Source organism: Streptomyces violaceus (assembly GCF_036014075.1).
Classification (GTDB): domain Bacteria; phylum Actinomycetota; class Actinomycetes; order Streptomycetales; family Streptomycetaceae; genus Streptomyces; species Streptomyces violaceus.
The window spans coordinates 1,519,008-1,535,810 of the sequence record NZ_CP107911.1 but is presented as its reverse complement, the minus strand read 5'-3'; the positions used below and the strand labels follow the sequence as shown (position 1 = coordinate 1,535,810).

Here is a 16,803-nt window from a genome sequence, read left to right as displayed (position 1 = left end):
CGAGTTTTTTGTCGGTGTACGGTCACTATCCGCCCGTTCGTGCACCTGTCTCGTCCTTCGGAGGACAGTCATGACGTTGCCCTGGTTACGGATGCTGGTCGCGTCGGCCGCGTCGATGGTGTTGCTCGGTACCTCCGCCGTGGCCACCGCCGCCGCACCGGACAAGGACTCGGTGGGGGCGAGCGTGCACACCGCCGGGCGGGTCAAGGACGGCGGGGACGTGCTCCGGTACAGCTGGCCCGGCGTGTATTTCGAGGGCCGGATCAGGGGCACCGGCGTCGGCATCGTGCTCGACGACCCGGCCGCCGACTACGACGTCCAGGTCGACGGAGCCACCGTCGCGACCCTCGTCACGCCGGGGAAGACCACCCACTGGGTCAACGGCCTGCGCGACGGCGTGCACACCGTCCGGCTCGTCAAACGCAACGACACCCCCTGGGCCACCAGCGCGTTCGGCGGCTTCGTCGCCGCGCCGGGCGGGGCGGTGCTGGCCCGGCCGACGGCGCGCGGCCGCCAGATCGAGTTCGTCGGTGACTCCCTCACCGCGGGCTACGGCAACCTCTCGGCCTCCCGCGACTGCACCGGCGAGCAAGTCGCCCGCACCACCAACGCCGACGTGAGCTATGCCGCCCTCACCGCCCGGCGGCTGCGAGCCGACTACCAGATCAACGCCTATTCGGGCCGGGGCATGGTGCGCAACTACAACGGAGGCTCGCCGGAGGAGAACTACCGCACCTTCTACGACCGCGCGCTGCTGAACGTGCCGGGCGACGTCTGGCAGAACCCGGGCACCTGGCGGCCGCGGCTCGTCGTGGTCCACCTCGGCACCAACGACTTCTCGACCCCTCTCAACCCGGGCGAGCCCTGGACGGACGAGAGCCTCGCCGCCGCGTACCGGAGCGCCTACAGCGGCTTCCTCCAGAAGCTGCGGACGCGCTACGGGCCCGGGACCATCCTGCTCGCCGTCGGTGCCGGCCCGTTCGCCGGACATGTCGAGCAGGTGGTCCAGGAGCGCACCGGCGCCGGCGACAGCCGGGCCCGCTACTGGCGGCTCGACGACACGAACCTGGACCACACGGGCTGCCACTGGCACTACTCGGCTCAGGACCACCGGCTCCTCGCCGACCGGCTCACCTCGTTCCTCGGCGACCTGCCGATCCGCTGGTGACGTCGTAGCCGGTTCTGCCCGCAGCGCGTAACGTGACGAACCATGAAGATCTCCATCCGGGACGGGTCGTCATGAGAATCCTCATCAGCGCCGACATGGAGGGCGCCACCGGGGTCACCTGGCCGGACGACGTCGTGCCGGGCGCCGCGCAGTGGGAGCGCTGCCGCTCGCTGTTCACCTCCGACGTCAACGCCGCCGTGCTCGGCTTCCACGACGGCGGCGCCGACGAGGTGATCATCAACGAGGCGCACGCGACGATGCGCAATCTGCTGCTGGAGCGGCTGGACGAACGGGCCCAGCTGCTCACCGGCCGGCACAAGGAGCTCTCCATGGTGGAGGGCGTGCAGCACGGCGACATCGACGGCATCGCCTTCGTCGGCTACCACGCGGGCGCCGGCATGGAGGGCGTCCTCGCCCACACCTACCTCGCGAACCAGATCACGGGCGTGTGGCTGAACGACGTACGGGCGAGCGAGGGGCTCCTCAACGCGCATGTCGTCGCCGAGTTCGGGGTGCCGGTCGTGCTGGTCACCGGGGACGACGTCGCCTGCGAGGACGCCCTCGGGTACGCGCCCGAGGCGCTGAAGGTCGCGGTGAAGGACCACGTGTCGCGGTACGCGGCGGTGTGCCGCACCCCTGCCCGGACCGCCGCCGACATCCGGGCGGCGGCCAAGGAGGCCGCCGCGCTGGCGGTGCGTCACGAACCCGTGCGCGGCGGACCGTTCACCGTCGCCGTCGAGTTCGACGCGGAGCATCTGGCCATGGCCGCCACGATCGTGCCGGGTGTGGACCGGATCGGGGAGCGGAAGGTGGCTTGCACGAGCGAGACCATGTACGAGGGCATCCGCGCCTTCAAGGCGGTCACCACGATCGTCTCGGCCGCGGTGGAGGAGCAGTATGGCTGAGCAGGTGGACGGGCAGGCGCTGGACGAGGTCGTGACGTTCACGTCCGACCTGATCCGGATCGACACCACCAACCGGGGCGGGGGCGACTGCCAGGAGCGGCCCGCCGCCGAGTACGCCGCCGCGCGGCTCGCCGGGGCCGGGATCGAGCCGACGCTCCTGGAGCGCACCAAGGGCCGGACCAATGTCGTCGCCCGCGTCGCGGGCACCGACCCCGGAGCCGGCGCGCTGCTGCTCCACGGCCATCTGGACGTCGTACCCGCCGAGGCCGCCGACTGGAGCGTGCACCCGTTCTCCGGGGAGGTCCGCGACGGGGTCGTCTGGGGGCGCGGCGCCGTCGACATGAAGAACATGGACGCGATGATCCTCGCCGTGGTGCGCGCCTGGACCCGGCAGGGCGTACGGCCCCGGCGGGACATCGTCATCGCGTTCACAGCGGACGAGGAGGCCAGTGCCGAGGACGGCTCCGGGTTCCTCGCCGACGAACACGCCGCACTGTTCGAGGGCTGCACCGAGGGCGTCAGCGAGTCGGGCGCCTTCACCTTCCACGACGGCGACGGGCGGCAGATCTACCCGATCGCGGCCGGGGAACGCGGCACCGCCTGGCTGAAGCTCACCGCGCGCGGACGCGCCGGCCACGGCTCCAAGGTGAACCGGGACAACGCGGTGACCCGGCTGTCGGCAGCGATCACCCGGATCGGCGAGCACGCATGGCCGCTGCGGCCGACCCCGACCGTACGCGCGGCGCTCACCGAACTCGCCGCGCTCTACGGCATCGACAGCGACCTGACGGACGTCGACGCGCTGCTCGACAAGCTGGGCCCCGCCGCCAAGCTCGTCGAGTCGACCGTACGCAACAGCGCCAACCCGACGATGCTGAACGCGGGTTACAAGGTCAACGTGATCCCCGGCCAGGCCGTGGCACACGTGGACGGCCGGTACCTGCCCGGCGGCGAGGACGAGTTCCGCGAGACCCTCGACCGGCTCACCGGGCCGGACGTGGAGTGGGAGTTCCACCACCGCGAGGTCGCCCTCGAGTCGCCGGTGGACTCGGCGACGTTCGCCCGGATGCGGGCCGCCGTCGAGGAGTTCGCCCCGGAGGGGCACGTCGTGCCGTACTGCATGTCCGGCGGCACGGACGCCAAGCAGTTCTCGCGCCTCGGCATCACCGGCTACGGCTTCACACCGCTGAAGCTGCCGGAGGGCTACGACTACGGGGCCATGTTCCACGGGGTCGACGAGCGGGTCCCGGTCGAGGCGCTGCACTTCGGTGTGCGGGTACTCGACAGGTTCCTGCGGACGGCCTAGGGGAGTGGGGGAGAGAGTGCGGACCCTGGCGTACGGGGCGTGGCCCTCGCCCATCGACGCGGCCCTGGCCGCCGCGCACGACGGGCACCCGGAGTACGTGGGCTTCGCCGGCGACGAGGTGTGGTGGACCGAGCCCCGCCCCTCCGAGGGCGGCCGGCGCACCCTGGTGCGGCGGCACGCCGACGGCACCGAGGAGCCGGTGCTGCCCGCGCCGTGGAACGTGCGCAGCCGGGTCATCGAGTACGGCGGGCACCCGTGGGCCGCGTGCGCGGGCGACGACGGCCCGCTGGTGGTGTTCGTGAACTTCGCCGACCAGCGGCTGTACCGGTATGAGCCGGGCCAAGAGCCCCGCCCGCTCACACCGGTGTCCCCCGTGGGCGCGGGCCTGCGCTGGGCGGAACCGCTGCCGCGGCCCGAGCGGGGCGAGGTGTGGTGCGTGCTGGAGGAGTTCACCGGCGACGGACCCACCGATGTGCGCCGCGTCCTGGCCGCGGTCCCGCTCGACGGCTCCGCCGCCCAGGACCGGGACGCGGTACGCGAACTCACCGATGCCCGGCACCGGTTCGTGACGGGTCCGAAGCTCTCCCCGGACGGGCGGCGGGCGGCCTGGCTCGCCTGGGACCATCCGCGCATGCCGTGGGACGGCACCGAACTGGTCCTCGCCGACATCGGCCCCGACGGCACCCCGCACGGCGCCCGTACCGTGGCCGGCGGGCCCGGCGAGTCCATCGCCCAGGCCGACTGGACCCACGACGGCCGCCTCCTGTACGCGAGCGACCGCAGCGGCTGGTGGAACCTCTACCTCGACGGGAAGCCGCTGTGCCCGCGCGAGGAGGAGTTCGGCGGGGCGCTGTGGAAGCTCGGCATGCGATGGTTCGCGCCGCTCGACAGCGGCCTGATCGCCGTCGTGCACGGCCGGGGCGCCACCGCCCTCGGCATCCTGGACCCCGAGACCGGCGAGGTCGTCGACGCGGCCGGGCCCTGGACCGAGTTCGCGCCCACCCTCGCCGCGCACGGCGAACTGGTCGCCGCCGTCGGGGCGAGCCCGCGCAGCGCCTACGAGGTCGTGGAACTGGACGCCGCCACCGGCCACGCCCGCGTCATCGGCGCCGAGCACGACGACGCCGTGGACCCCGCGTACTACCCCGAGCCGCAGATCCGCACCTTCACCGGCCCGGACGGACGCGACATCCACGCTCACATCTACCCGCCCCACCATCCCGGCTGCGTCCCGCCCGGCGACGAACTGCCGCCGTACGTCGTCTGGGCGCACGGCGGGCCCACCGGCCACGCACCCCTCGTGCTCGACCTGGAGATCGCCTACTTCACCTCACGCGGCATCGGCGTCGCCGAGGTGAACTACGGCGGTTCCACCGGATACGGCCGCCCCTACCGCGAGCGGCTGCGCGAGCAGTGGGGCGTGGTGGATGTCGAGGACTGCGCCGCCGTCGCCCTGGCCCTCGCGGACGAGAACACCGCCGACCGCGACCGGCTCGCCGTCCGGGGCGGCAGCGCCGGCGGCTGGACCGCGGCCGCCTCGCTCACCACGACCGATGTCTACGCCTGCGGCACGATCAAGTACCCCATCCTGGACCTCACCGGCTGGGGCACGGGGGAGACCCACGACTTCGAGTCGCAGTACCTGGAGAGCCTGATCGGGCCGCTCGCCGAGGTGCCCGCACGTTACGCGGAGCGCTCGCCCGCCACCCACGCCGACCGCCTCCGCGTGCCGTTCCTGCTGCTCCAGGGCCTGGACGACGTGATCTGCCCGCCCGTCCAGTGCGAGCGGTTCCTGGCCCGGCTGGAGGGGCGGCGGGTGCCGCACGCCTATCTCGCCTTCGAGGGGGAGGGGCACGGGTTCCGCCGGGCGGAGACCATGGTGCGCGCCCTGGAGGCCGAACTCTCCTTGTACGCCCAGGTGTTCAGACTCAACCCGCTCGGTGTCCCGACCTTGGAGCTCGACAGGTGAACCAGCTACCGCGACCGCCCCGGCTCGCCCCCGGCGCCCGTGTCGCCGTCGTCGCGCCGAGCGGGCCCGTGCCCGAGGAGCGGCTCCAGGCCGGGCTCGACATCCTGCGCGGCTGGGACCTCGACCCCGTGGTGGCGCCCCATGTGCTCGGCCGGCACCGCGCGTTGGACTACCTGGCCGGCACGGACGCCGAGCGGGCCGCCGATCTGCGGGACGCCTGGTGCGACCCGTCCGTCGCCGCGGTGCTGTGCGCCCGGGGCGGGTACGGGGCGCAGCGCATGGTCGACCTGCTCGACTGGGCGGCGATGCGGGCCGCGGGCCCGAAGGTGTTCGCCGGGTTCAGCGACATCACCGTCCTGCACCAGGCCTTCGCCACCCGCCTCGGACTGGTCACCCTGTACGGCCCCGGGGTCGCCGGCGTCGACTTCCTCAAGAACGCCCGGGCCCAGGAGCAGCTGCGGGCGACCCTCTTCGAGCCGGAGTCCGTGCGGACCCTCACGGCCGTGCCCCCGGGCGGCAGCGCGCTGGTGCCCGGACGGGCCCGGGGCGTCACGCTGGGCGGCTGTCTGAGCCTGCTCGCGAGCGACCTCGGCACCCCGCACGCCCACGCGGCGGCCCGGGGCGGACTGCTGCTGATCGAGGACATCGGCGAGAGCCCGTACCGCCTGGACCGGTATCTGACCCAACTCCTGCGCACCGGCTGGCTGGACGGCGTCGCCGGGATCGTGCTCGGGTCCTGGGCGACGTGCGGCCCGTACGAGGACCTGCGCGCGGTCTTCGCCGACCGGCTCGGCGGGCTCGGTGTCCCGGTCGTGGAGGAGTTCGGGTTCGGGCACGGCGAGGGCGCGCTGACGATGCCCTTGGGGTTGGTGGCCGAACTGGACGCCGGGAACGGCACGTTGACGTTCGACGAACCGGCCCTGAGCTGATCATGCCGTTACTGAAATCCTGTCAAGAAACCCTCGTTTCGGTGATTGACGCTTCCTGACACGTGTCACACGATGACTACCGACCAAGTACCTACTGGTCGGTATTCGGGTTGTCCCCCACCGTGGAGGTCCGTGTGTCCCGACGCGTGCCCAGATCCCGCGCGCCGCTCGCTCTCGCTCTGGGCGCCGCCCTGGCCGTCCCCCTCACCCTCACTCCGCCCGCCACCGCGGCGGACTCCTACACCGTCACCCCGCTCAAGTTCACCGTCCAGGCGGGCGGCCGGCCCTGCACGGTCGACGCCGACCTGTACCGCCCGGCGGGGGTGGACCGGGACCACCGGGCGCCCGCCGTGCTCGGCACGAACGGCTTCGGCGGCAGCAAGTCGGACGGTTCGACGGACACCATCGGCAAGGCCTTCGCCCAGCGCGGCTACGTCTCCCTCATCTACTCGGGGCTCGGATTCGGCCGCAGCGGCTGCCTCATCTCCCTCGACGACCCGGACATCGACGGCGCCGCCGCCTCGCGGCTGGTCGACTTCCTGGGCGGCAAACGCGCCGCCGACGACGGCACCACCGCCGACTACGTCGCCCTCGACCGGCCCGGCGACCCACGGGTCGGCATGATCGGCGGCTCCTACGGCGGTGCCGTCCAGCTGGCGACGGCCGCCGTCGACCACCGCCTCGACGCGCTCGTCCCCATGATCACCTGGAACGATCTGGCGTACGCGCTGGACCCCAACAACGCCACCGGCGGCACCGGCGTCCCGGGCGTCTTCAAGTGGCAGTGGACCAACGGTTTCTACCTCATCGGCGAGGGCCAGCCCCTGCTCCAGCCCAGCCTCGACCCGTCCCGTATCAACTCCCTCTCCTGTCTGCACTTCGTCACCAAGGCCTGCCGGACCATCCACACGCTCAACTCCGGCAGCTACCCCGCCGACCGGACCACCGAGCTGCTCGCCTTCGCACGCGGCGTCTCCCCGGCGTCGTATCTCCACCGCGTCAAGACACCCACCCTGCTGGTCCAGGGGCAGGCCGACACCCTCTTCAACCTCAACGAGGCGACGGCGACGTACCGGACGCTCAGCGCACAGGGCACCCCCGTGAAGATGATCTGGCAGTCCTGGGGCCACAGCGGCGGGCTCACCGGCCCGGCCGCCGGAGAGCTCGACCTGTCGAAGGGCAACCTGGAGACCAGCTACGTCGGCCGGCGCGTCCTCGCCTGGTTCGACCGTCACCTGCGCGGCCGGACACAGGTCGACACGGGGCCGGCCTTCGCCTATCACCGGGACTGGATCACCGACCCGGACCGCGCCTACGCCACCGCCGGCCACCTCCCCGCGCCGAGCCGCACGCTGTACCTCTCCGGCGACGGCAAGCTCGTCGACAACCGGAACAAGGTGGCCCGGGGCAGCCGCGGCTATGCCAACGGGCTGCTCCCCACGAGCCATTCCGAGAGCTCGCTGGCCGGCCTCATCGGGCTCCCCGACACCCCACCGCACGACACCAAGGGCACCTACCTCGACTGGACCAGCGCCCCACTGCCACGCCCCCTCGATGTCGTGGGCGCGCCCCGGGCCACGCTCCAGGTGCACTCCCCGAAGGCCGAGCGCACCCAGAACTCCGGCGACGCGGCCGACAAGCTCGTCCTGTTCGCCAAGCTCTACGACGTCGCCCCCGACGGCACCCGCACCCTGGTGCGCCGACTGGTCGCGCCGGTCCGGGTACCGGACGTGACCAAGAGCTTCACCGTCACGCTGCCCGGGATCGTGCACCGGTACGAGAAGGGGCACCGGCTGCGGTTCGTGATCGCGGCGAGCGACGACGCGTACTTCGGCAACCGGGGGATCAAACCGGTGACCGTGGTCAGCGGGCCACGGAACACCGGGATGCTCCGGCTGCCGGTCGCGGGCTCCTGACGGGAGGCGCGGCTACTGTGGCGGGGTGCCCCACAACGCATTCCGCTACCTCGCCGAAGGCCCCCGGGTGGGCATACGCCACTTCACCTACGGGGACGGCGCCGAGTTCACCGCCCGGGCACGGGAGAGCAAGGACCTGCACCACCCCTGGCTCTTCCCGCCCGAGAGCGCCCAGGCCTACACCGCGTACGCAGGCCGGCTGATCGAGGACCCGTCCAAGGCCGGCTTCCTCGTCTGCGAGAAGGGCGAGGTCCGCGAGAAGGGCGAGGTCCGCGAGAAGGGCGACGGGGCCATCGCCGGGTTCATCAACATCAACAACATCGTGGAGGGCGGCTTCCAGTCCGGGGCGCTGGGCTACGGCGCCTTCGCGCACGCCGCCGGACGGGGGCTGATGCGCGAAGGCCTCGACCTCGTCGTGCGGTACGCGTTCGGCCCGATGCGGCTGCACCGGCTGGAGATCAACGTCCAGCCCACGAACGCCGCGTCGATCGCCCTGGCCCGCGGTTGCGGGTTCCGCCTGGAGGGCTTCTCGCCGAAGATGCTCTTCGTCGACGGGGCCTGGCGCGACCACGAACGCTGGGCGATCACCGCCGAGATGGTCACGGGGCCGGGGCGGCCCTGAGCCCGGCCCCGTGACCGGACATCACGCGTTGCGGTCCACGTACTCGTAGATCGACCCGTCCGGGTGCAGCGCGATCAGATTGCGGCCGGCCGGCGACGCGATGGGGCCCGCGACGATGTGGGCGCCCAGTTCGGTGAGCACCCGGTGGGTGTCGTCGACGTCCTTGACGGCGATCGTCGCGGAGACCTTGCGCAGCACCTCCAGTTCGGCCGGGGGGCCGCTCATCAGCAGGAAGCAGCCGATCGCCGCCACCTCGACACCGCCCCGTTCGAAGCGCTGGGCGCTGCCGCCCGCCAGCCGCTCGTAGAAGGGGATCGCAGTCTCGAGGTCGTCGACGCAGACGCGCAGTGTGGCACCCAGAATCTCCATGAGGACGAGCCTAGTTACGGGCCAGGGGGCGAGGGTACCCGGCCGGGTATGAAGCCGATGGATCACCTGGAGCATCTGGACAAGCATCTGGTTGACGAGCTGGCACAGGTGGCGCGTGAGACCGTACGGGACGAACTGCGCGAGCAGACACGCAAGCAGCGCCGCAGGGCCACGCTGTACGCCGCGTCCGGCGCCCTCGCCCTGTACGCGGGCGCGGCCCTCGCACTCGCCGTGGGACTGGCCCTCGCCCTCGGCCTGCCCGACTGGGCGGCGGCGCTGATCACCGCCGTGATCCTGGGTGCCGCGGCCTATGTCCTGCGTGGCATGGCCCGGCCGACCCGTCCGGGTTCCGGGCACGGGGCCGGTGTGGTCCCGGGCCACGATGACGCGGGCCAGGCCGCCGCGGCGGCGGCCGCTGGTCTGCCGTATCCGCCCGTGCCGCCGGCCCCGCCCGGCGGGCCCGCCCCGGGCACCGTGCCCCCGCGCCCGACGGACGACCCGGATCTCCCCGGTCCCAAGGCGTGACCCGGGTGCGCGGGAAAGGGGCATCGCACGAGCACGGCCGCGTGATCGTGGTGACCGGAGCCACCGGCGGTGTCGGACGGGCCACGGCCCGCGCCTTCGCCGCCCGGGGCGACCGGGTCGCGCTGCTGGCCCGGGGACGTGAGGGGCTCGCCGCGGCGGCGGACGAGGTGCGGCGCGCCGGGGGCGAGGCCCTCGTCGTCGGCGTGGACGTCTGTGACGCCAAGGCCGTCGACGCCGCCGCACAGCAGGTCGTCGACACCTTCGGCCACATCGACGTCTGGGTCAACAACGCCTTCACCGGAGTCTTCGCGCCGGTCACGGAGGTCTCCCCGGACGAGTTCCGCCGGGTGACCGAAGTGACCTACCTCGGCTATGTGTTCGGCAGCCGGGCCGCCCTGCGCCATATGCGGCCGCGCGACCGCGGCACCATCGTGCAGGTCGGCTCCGCGCTCGCCTACCGGGGCATCCCGCTGCAGTCGGCGTACTGCGGGGCCAAGCACGCGATCCAGGGGTTCAACGAGTCGCTGCGCTGCGAACTGCTGCACACGCGCAGCGGGGTGCGGACGACGATGGTGCAGCTGCCGGGTCTCAACACCCCACAGTTCGACTGGGTGTTGAACCGGATGGGGGGCCGGGCCAGGCCCGTCGCGCCCGTGTACCAGCCGGAGGTCGCCGCCCGCGCCATCGTGCACGCGGCGTCGCACGCGCGGCGCCGGGAGTACTGGGTGGGCGGCTCCACGGTTGCCACGCTCATCGCCAACGCCGTCGTCCCCGGACTGCTGGACCGCTATCTGGCGCGTACGAACTTCGACGCGCAGCAGGACGAGGGCACGCCGGACGGCCCGGTGAACCTGTGGGCCCCGGCGGACGGGCCAAACGGCCACGACTTCGGCGCGCACGGGCGCTTCGACGACGAGGCCGTCGCCCACAGCCCGCAGCAGTGGCTGTCGCGCAACCGGGGGCGGCTGGGCGCGGCGCTGACCGTGGGGGCGGGGATCCTGGGCGCACGCAAACTGGCCGGGCTGGTCCGCCGCTAGTTCCTTCCAGGCGACCCGGTACTCCGCCACCTCCTGCGTCCGCAGGGGTCAGTGCGTGGCCGACGCCCCGGGCCGGGCGGACCGCGCCGCCCGTGGGGTCCAGGGCGCCGTTGGCGTCGACGTGCAACTCGGCCTCGTCGCCGACGACATGGCGGGCGGCCCGGGCGCGGCGCAGGTCACGGGCGACCTCGCGGCCCCGCAGCCGCGCCTTGCGCCCCGTGCCGGTCGCGTCGCCCGCCGACATCTCGCAGATTCTCAGAGGGCCTGCTGGAGCTGCGGCAGCACCTTCGTGCGGTAGAAGTCGAAGAAGCCGCGCAGGTCGGGGCCGATCTGGTTGACGTAGACCCGGTCGAAGCCCGCGTCGGCGAACTGCTTCAGCTCGGCCACATGGTCGTCCACGTCGTCGCCGCACACCCGGTTCTCGCGCACCATGTCCTCGGTGACCAGTTGCTGCGCCTGCTCGAAGTGCTTCGGTGAGGGCAGCACCTGGCCCAGCTCGCCCGGCAGCTGCTCGTTCGCCCAGAGCCGGTGGACGGTGCGTACGGCCTCGTCCTTGTCGGTGTCGTAGCAGACCTTGGTGCCGCCGCTGACCAGCTTTCCGCCGCCCCCGCCCTTGCGGTACTGCTCCACCATCGTCTCGTCCGGCGCGACGGTGATGTAGCCGTCGCCGACGCGGGACGCGAGCTGGGTCGCCGCCGGGCCGAACCCGGAGATGTCGATCGGGATCGGCTCGGCCGGCACCGTGTACAGGCGGGCGTTCTCCACCGTGTAGTGCGGCCCGTGGTGGTTCACCTCCTCGCCCGTGAAGAGCCGGCGCATCACCTGGATGGCCTCCTCCAGCATGTCCAGACGGACATGGGCCGGCGGCCAGTGATCGCCCAGGATGTGCTCGTTGAGCGCCTCTCCGGAGCCGACACCGAGCCGGAAGCGGTTGTCCGTCATCACCGCGCTGGTCGCCGCGGCCTGCGCCACCACCGCCGGGTGCATGCGCACGGTCGGGCAGGTCACCGCCGTCTCAACCGGCAGGGACACCGCCTCGGACAGCGCGCCGATCACCGACCAGACGAACGGGCTCTGGCCCTGCTCGTCGTTCCACGGGTGGTAGTGGTCGGAGATCCACAGCGCCTGGAATCCGGCCTGCTCGGCCATCCGCGCCTGCTCGATCAGCTCGGCGGGTCCGTACTGCTCGCACGAGAGGAAATAACCGTACTCGGGCATGGGGGAGTGCCTCCGCGACGTGGGCGGTCCGTATCCCGCACCGGGTACCCGGGCGCCGGGCCGGAAACCGGCGGCGTTCGGGCCGGGAGGACCCCGGCGGACGTTTGGGTGCCCTGGCCAGGGGGACGCGGAAGGCTCCCGAGGTACGCGACAGCGCCGGAGGCGAGCAAACCGTGAGTCGACCCCGCATCGTGATCGTCGGTGCCGGCTTCGCCGGTTACCGCGCGGCCCGCACCCTGTCCCGGCAGACCCGGGGCCGGGCCCACATCACCCTGCTGAACCCGACCGACTACTTCCTGTATGTGCCGCTGCTGCCCCAGGTCGCCGCCGGCGTCCTGGAGCCACGCCGGGTCACGGTCTCCCTCTCGGACACGCTGCCGGCCGTACGGCTCGTGCTGGGCGAGGCCGACCGGATCGACCTCGACGGACGCACCCTGCACTACACCGGCCCCGAGGGCGACGGCGGCACGCTCTCCTACGACCGTCTGGTGCTCGCCGCCGGCAGCGTCAACAAGCTGCTGCCCATCCCCGGCGTCGCCGAGCACGCGCACGGCTTCCGCGGGCTGCCCGAGGCGCTGTACCTGCGCGACCACGTGACCCGGCAGGTGGAGCTGGCAGCCGCCGCCGAGGACCCCAAGACGTGCGCCGCGCGATGCACCTTCGTCGTGGTCGGCGCCGGCTACACCGGCACCGAGGTCGCCGCGCACGGGCAGATGTTCACCGACGCGCAGGTCCGCAAGCACCCGCTGCGGCAGGGCATGCGACCGCGCTGGATCCTGCTGGACGTGGCGCCGCGGGTGCTGCCCGAGATGGACGGGAAACTCTCCTCCACCGCCGACCGCGTGCTGCGGCAGCGGGGTGTGGACGTGCGGATGGGCACCTCCGTCAAGGAGGCCACGCCCGACGGGGTCGTACTGACCGACGGCGAGTTCGTCGAGACCCGGACGCTGGTGTGGTGCGTGGGCGTACGGCCCGACCCGCTGGTCGAGTCCCTCGGGCTGCCGATGGAGAAGGGGCGTCTGCTCGTCGACCCGAACCTGCAGGTGCCGGGCCGTCCGGAGCTGTTCGCGTGCGGTGACGTGGCCGCGGTGCCCGATCTGGAGAAGCCGGGGAGCTATACGCCGATGACCGCGCAGCACGCCTGGCGGCACGGCAAGGTCGCGGCCGAGAACGTCGCCGCGTCGCTCGGCCTCGGCGGGGAACGCAAGCCCTACCGCCATCGCGACCTGGGCTTCGTCGTCGACCTGGGCGGTGCGAAGGCGGCGGCCAATCCGCTCGGTGTGGCGCTGTCCGGGGTACCGGCGGGTGCGGTGACGCGTGGCTACCACCTCGCCGCCATGCCCGGCAACCGTGTCCGGGTCGCCGCCGACTGGCTGCTGGACGCCGTACTGCCGCGCCAGGCCGTGCAGTTGGGGCTCGTACGGTCCTGGTCCGTGCCTCTGGACACGTCGTCGCCGGAGGTGGCCCGGGTGCCGGGCGGGCCCGGGACGCGCCAGGAGGCGAGCGCCCGCTCGGGGCCGGGCGCCGCGGTCGAGGCCGACACACACGACGGGGGGACCGGCACCGGGCCCGGGAAGGGCCGGGCCGGCGACGAGCCCGCGAAGGGGCAGCCCGGATCCGGTGTGACACTGTCCGGATCCGGGGCCGCGGAGCGCCGCTCGGAAACGGAGCTCGCCAAGGGCCGACCGGCTGGAGAGCCGGCCGGGACCTGGCCCGCCGACGAGCCCGCCAAGGGACCGCTCGGCGGTACGCAGGCCAGGAGCGGGCCCGCCGACGAGCCTGCCGAGGGCCGGCCGGGTGGTGAATCCGCGCGAAACCAGCCCGGTGGTGAACCCGCCAGGAACCAGCCCGGTGGTGAACCCGCCAGGAACCAGCCCGCGCCCGCTCCGCGACCCCCTGACGACCAACCACCCCCGGGCCCCGATATCGCCCCCGGCCCCGTCAAGCGTTCCGACCCACCGGACGACTCCGCGAAAGGAGACTCATGAACACCGGTGAACTCACCGATCTCGGACAGCAGCTGCGCGTGGACAGTGTCCGCGCTGCCGCCGCCGCGGGCTCCGGGCACCCGACGTCCTCGATGTCCGCGGCCGACCTGCTGGCCGTCCTGCTCGCACACCACTTCCGCTACGACTTCGACCGCCCCGCCCACCCCGGCAACGACCGCTTCGTCCTGTCCAAGGGACACGCCTCGCCGCTGCTGTACTCCGCGTACAAGGCGGCCGGCGCCATCGACGACGAGGAACTGCTCACCTTCCGCAAGCTGGGCAGCCGCCTCGAAGGGCACCCCACCCCGCAGCGGCTGCCGTGGGTCGAGACGGCCACCGGCTCGCTCGGGCAGGGTCTGCCGGTCGGTGTCGGCATCGCGCTGGCCGGCAAGCGGCTGGACCGCACCGGCTACCGCACCTGGGTGCTGTGCGGCGACAGCGAGCTCGCCGAGGGATCCGTGTGGGAGGCCGCCGAGCACGCCGGGTACGAGCACCTGGACAACCTCACCGTGATTGTCGACGTCAACCGGCTCGGCCAGCGCGGCCCGACCCGGCACGGCCACGACCTGGACGCCTACGCCCGCCGCTTCCAGGCCTTCGACTGGCACACCATCGAGGTCGACGGGCACGACGTGGACGCCGTCGACCGCGCCTACGGCGAGGCCGCGTCCACCAAGGGCCAGCCCACCGCGATCCTCGCCCGCACCCTCAAGGGCAAGGGCGTCGAGGGCGTCCAGGACCGCGAGGGCCTGCACGGCAAGCCGCTGCCGGAGGCCGAGGAGGCGATCGCCGAACTCGGCGGACCGCGCGACATCCGCGTAGCGGTGCAGGAACCGCCCGCCGCCCGCATGCTGCATGCCGTCCACACCGGGAACTACGAACTCCCCAGGTGGGACAAGGGCGACGAGGTCGCCACCCGCAACGCCTTCGGCGAGGCACTCGCCGCACTCGGCACCGGCCGCGGCGACATCGTCGCCCTGGACGGCGAGGTCGGCGACTCCACCCGCGCCGAGTTCTTCGCCAAGGAGCACCCCGACCGCTACTTCGAGTGCTACATCGCCGAGCAGCAGATGGTCGCCTCGGCCGTCGGGCTCGCCGCGCGCGGCTGGGTGCCGTACGCCACCACGTTCGCGGCCTTCCTGACCCGGGCCCACGACTTCATCAGGATGGCGTCCGTCAGCGGCTCCGGCATCAACCTGGTCGGCTCGCACGCCGGCGTCGCCATCGGCCAGGACGGGCCCAGCCAGATGGGCCTGGAGGACCTGGCGATGATGCGGGCGGTGCACGGCTCGACCGTGCTGTACCCGTGCGACGCCAACCAGACCGCGCGGCTCGTCGGCGCGATGGCCGGCCTGGAGGGCGTCCGTTACCTGCGCACCTCGCGCGGTGAGAGTCCGGTGATCTACGGCCCCGACGAGGAGTTCCCGGTCGGCGGGAGCAAGGTGCTGCGCTCCTCCGAGAGCGACCGGCTGACCCTCGTCGCGGCGGGTGTCACCGTGCACGAGGCACTGTCCGCCGCCGATGCCCTGGAGCGGGAGGGCATCCAGGCGCGGGTGATCGACCTGTACTCCGTGAAGCCCGTCGACCGGGCCACCCTGCGCCGGGCCGCCGAGGAGACCGGCTGCCTGGTGACCGTGGAGGACCACCACCCGGAGGGCGGCATCGGGGACGCGGTCCTCGACGCCTTCGCCGACGGGCGGCCCGTCCCGCGCCTGGTGCGGCTCGGCGTACGGTCGGTGCCCGGCTCGGCGTCCCCGGCCGAGTCGCTGCACGCCGCGGGCATCGACGCCGAGTCGATCGCGGCGGCCGGGCGGCTGCTGGTGGAGGAGGCGGTCGTGCCGTGAGCGGCGGCGACGGTACGCGCAAGGTGCGGGCTGGCCGTCGCACCGTGACGGTCCACCGGCCGGACAAGGTGCTCTTCCCCGGCAACGGGGGCGCCAAGGAGTACACCAAGGGCGACCTGGTGGACTACCACCGGGCCGTCGCGCCCTTCATGCTGCCGCACCTGCGCGGCCGTCCGCTGATGCTGGAGCGGCACCCGGACGGGCTCGACGGGCCGAGGTTCATGCAGAAGAACACCCCGGACAACTACCCGGAGTGGATCACCCGCGTCGAGGTGGCCAAGGAGGGCGGCACCGTCCTTCACACCGTCTGTGACGACACCGCCACCCTCCTCTACCTGGCCGACCAGGCGAGCATCGCCCTGCACCGCTGGCTGTCCCGCGCCGACAGCGTCGACCACCCCGACCGGATGGTCTTCGACCTCGATCCCGCCGGCGACGACTTCGAGGCCGTACGCGAGGCCGCCCGACTGCTCGGGGAACTGCTCGACGAGCTGGAGCTGCCCTCGGCGCTGATGACCACCGGCTCGCGCGGACTGCACGCGATCGTGCCGTTGAACGGTCGGCACGACTTCGACGAGGTGCGTTCCTTCGCCCGGAACGTAGCCGACACCCTCGCCGAAGCCCACCCTGACCGGCTCACCACCGCCGCCCGCAAGAAGGACCGCGGTGAGCGGCTCTACCTCGACGTGCAGCGCAACGCCTACGCACAGACCGCCGTCGCGCCCTTCACGGTCCGGCCCCTGCCGGGCGCGCCCGTGGCGACCCCCATCACCTGGGACCAGCTGAACGACCCGGAGCTGCACGCCCGCGGCTGGACCATCGCCGACGCCGTCGAGCAGGCCCGCACCAACCCCTGGTCCGGCCTGCTGAGCCGCGGCCGGGCGCTGGGACCGGCCCGGCGGCGGCTGGACGCCCTGCGCGGCTGAGCCACCCGTAGATCCCCGGCGGATGGCAGATGCATGAGAACGCAGAGGTTTGGCGAACACTCTTGCGGCCACACGGAGGGG

The 16,803-nt window shown here is 72.8% G+C and carries 14 protein-coding genes; 12 read left to right on the top strand and 2 right to left on the bottom strand.

All coding sequences use genetic code 11. The features are described from left to right. Positions 1-70 precede the first annotated feature (70 nt). The 7 genes from OG542_RS06920 (at position 71) to OG542_RS06890 (ending at position 8,815) form a co-directional block, all read left to right on the top strand. Positions 71-1,168 carry an SGNH/GDSL hydrolase family protein gene (locus tag OG542_RS06920; protein WP_328409141.1) on the top strand — a complete coding sequence of 366 codons (1,098 nt, stop codon included), beginning with the start codon at positions 71-73 and terminating at the stop codon, positions 1,166-1,168. A 71-nt stretch (positions 1,169-1,239) separates the two neighbouring features. Then, on the top strand, positions 1,240-2,073 hold the full coding sequence (locus OG542_RS06915) for a M55 family metallopeptidase (RefSeq protein WP_261680186.1): 834 nt from the start codon (positions 1,240-1,242) through the stop codon (positions 2,071-2,073). Next, the gene (locus OG542_RS06910) at positions 2,066-3,379 is read left to right on the top strand and encodes a M20/M25/M40 family metallo-hydrolase (RefSeq protein ID WP_328409139.1); all 1,314 of its coding nucleotides are present in this window, start codon (positions 2,066-2,068) and stop codon (positions 3,377-3,379) included. The genes OG542_RS06915 and OG542_RS06910 overlap by 8 nt, the downstream gene beginning before the upstream one ends. A 4-nt stretch (positions 3,380-3,383) precedes the next feature. Continuing rightward, a complete protein-coding gene (locus OG542_RS06905) occupies positions 3,384-5,348 on the top strand; it encodes a prolyl oligopeptidase family serine peptidase (RefSeq protein WP_328409137.1) in 1,965 nt (654 codons plus the stop codon). Then, on the top strand, positions 5,345-6,277 hold the full coding sequence (locus tag OG542_RS06900) for a S66 peptidase family protein (protein ID WP_328409135.1): 933 nt from the start codon (positions 5,345-5,347) through the stop codon (positions 6,275-6,277). Before OG542_RS06905 ends, OG542_RS06900 begins: the two co-directional genes overlap by 4 nt. Before the next feature lie 134 nt (positions 6,278-6,411). Beyond that, complete coding sequence (locus OG542_RS06895; RefSeq protein WP_328409133.1) at positions 6,412-8,193, top strand: CocE/NonD family hydrolase; 1,782 nt, start codon at positions 6,412-6,414, stop codon at positions 8,191-8,193. 25 nt (positions 8,194-8,218) lie between these two features. Next, positions 8,219-8,815 carry a GNAT family N-acetyltransferase gene (locus OG542_RS06890; protein ID WP_328409131.1) on the top strand — a complete coding sequence of 199 codons (597 nt, stop codon included), beginning with the start codon at positions 8,219-8,221 and terminating at the stop codon, positions 8,813-8,815. A gap of 21 nt (positions 8,816-8,836) precedes the next feature. On the opposite strand, the gene OG542_RS06885 is transcribed toward OG542_RS06890, so the two are convergent. After that, on the bottom strand, positions 8,837-9,184 hold the full coding sequence (locus OG542_RS06885; protein WP_184588514.1) for a VOC family protein: 348 nt from the start codon (positions 9,182-9,184) through the stop codon (positions 8,837-8,839). A gap of 48 nt (positions 9,185-9,232) precedes the next feature. Between OG542_RS06885 and OG542_RS06880 the strand changes: the two genes are divergently transcribed. Beyond that, positions 9,233-9,709, top strand: a complete 477-nt coding sequence (locus tag OG542_RS06880; protein ID WP_184588512.1) for a phage holin family protein — start codon at positions 9,233-9,235, stop codon at positions 9,707-9,709. Next, a complete protein-coding gene (locus tag OG542_RS06875) occupies positions 9,706-10,746 on the top strand; it encodes an SDR family oxidoreductase (protein ID WP_456243529.1) in 1,041 nt (346 codons plus the stop codon). The genes OG542_RS06880 and OG542_RS06875 overlap by 4 nt, the downstream gene beginning before the upstream one ends. Positions 10,747-11,001: 255 nt before the next feature. Here the strand turns inward: OG542_RS06875 and OG542_RS06870 are convergent, their stop codons facing one another. Beyond that, positions 11,002-11,964 (bottom strand): LLM class F420-dependent oxidoreductase, encoded by a 963-nt coding sequence (locus OG542_RS06870; protein WP_328409126.1) that lies wholly within the window; start codon positions 11,962-11,964, stop codon positions 11,002-11,004. Between the two features lie 173 nt (positions 11,965-12,137). Here OG542_RS06870 and OG542_RS06865 point away from each other — a divergent pair, with 173 nt between their 5' ends. Genes OG542_RS06865 through ligD form a run of 3 tightly spaced genes read left to right on the top strand, consistent with a single transcriptional unit; the run spans position 12,138 to position 16,722 of the window. Further along, on the top strand, positions 12,138-13,952 hold the full coding sequence (locus tag OG542_RS06865; protein ID WP_328409124.1) for an FAD-dependent oxidoreductase: 1,815 nt from the start codon (positions 12,138-12,140) through the stop codon (positions 13,950-13,952). Beyond that, positions 13,949-15,796, top strand: coding sequence for a transketolase (locus OG542_RS06860; RefSeq protein ID WP_328409122.1), 1,848 nt, complete (start codon positions 13,949-13,951; stop codon positions 15,794-15,796). Before OG542_RS06865 ends, OG542_RS06860 begins: the two co-directional genes overlap by 4 nt. Then, positions 15,793-16,722, top strand: coding sequence for a non-homologous end-joining DNA ligase (ligD, locus tag OG542_RS06855; RefSeq protein ID WP_328409120.1), 930 nt, complete (start codon positions 15,793-15,795; stop codon positions 16,720-16,722). The genes OG542_RS06860 and ligD overlap by 4 nt, the downstream gene beginning before the upstream one ends. The last annotated feature ends 81 nt before the right edge of the window (positions 16,723-16,803 follow it).

Coding starts and splice junctions, on each gene's coding strand:
- OG542_RS06910 (WP_328409139.1), top strand. CDS start 2,066: ATGGCTGAGCAGGTGGACGGGCAGGCGCTGGACGAGGTCGTGACGTTC.
- OG542_RS06915 (WP_261680186.1), top strand. CDS start 1,240: ATGAGAATCCTCATCAGCGCCGACATGGAGGGCGCCACCGGGGTCACC.
- OG542_RS06860 (WP_328409122.1), top strand. CDS start 13,949: ATGAACACCGGTGAACTCACCGATCTCGGACAGCAGCTGCGCGTGGAC.
- OG542_RS06870 (WP_328409126.1), bottom strand. CDS start 11,964: ATGCCCGAGTACGGTTATTTCCTCTCGTGCGAGCAGTACGGACCCGCC.
- OG542_RS06880 (WP_184588512.1), top strand. CDS start 9,233: ATGAAGCCGATGGATCACCTGGAGCATCTGGACAAGCATCTGGTTGAC.
- OG542_RS06920 (WP_328409141.1), top strand. CDS start 71: ATGACGTTGCCCTGGTTACGGATGCTGGTCGCGTCGGCCGCGTCGATG.
- OG542_RS06885 (WP_184588514.1), bottom strand. CDS start 9,184: ATGGAGATTCTGGGTGCCACACTGCGCGTCTGCGTCGACGACCTCGAG.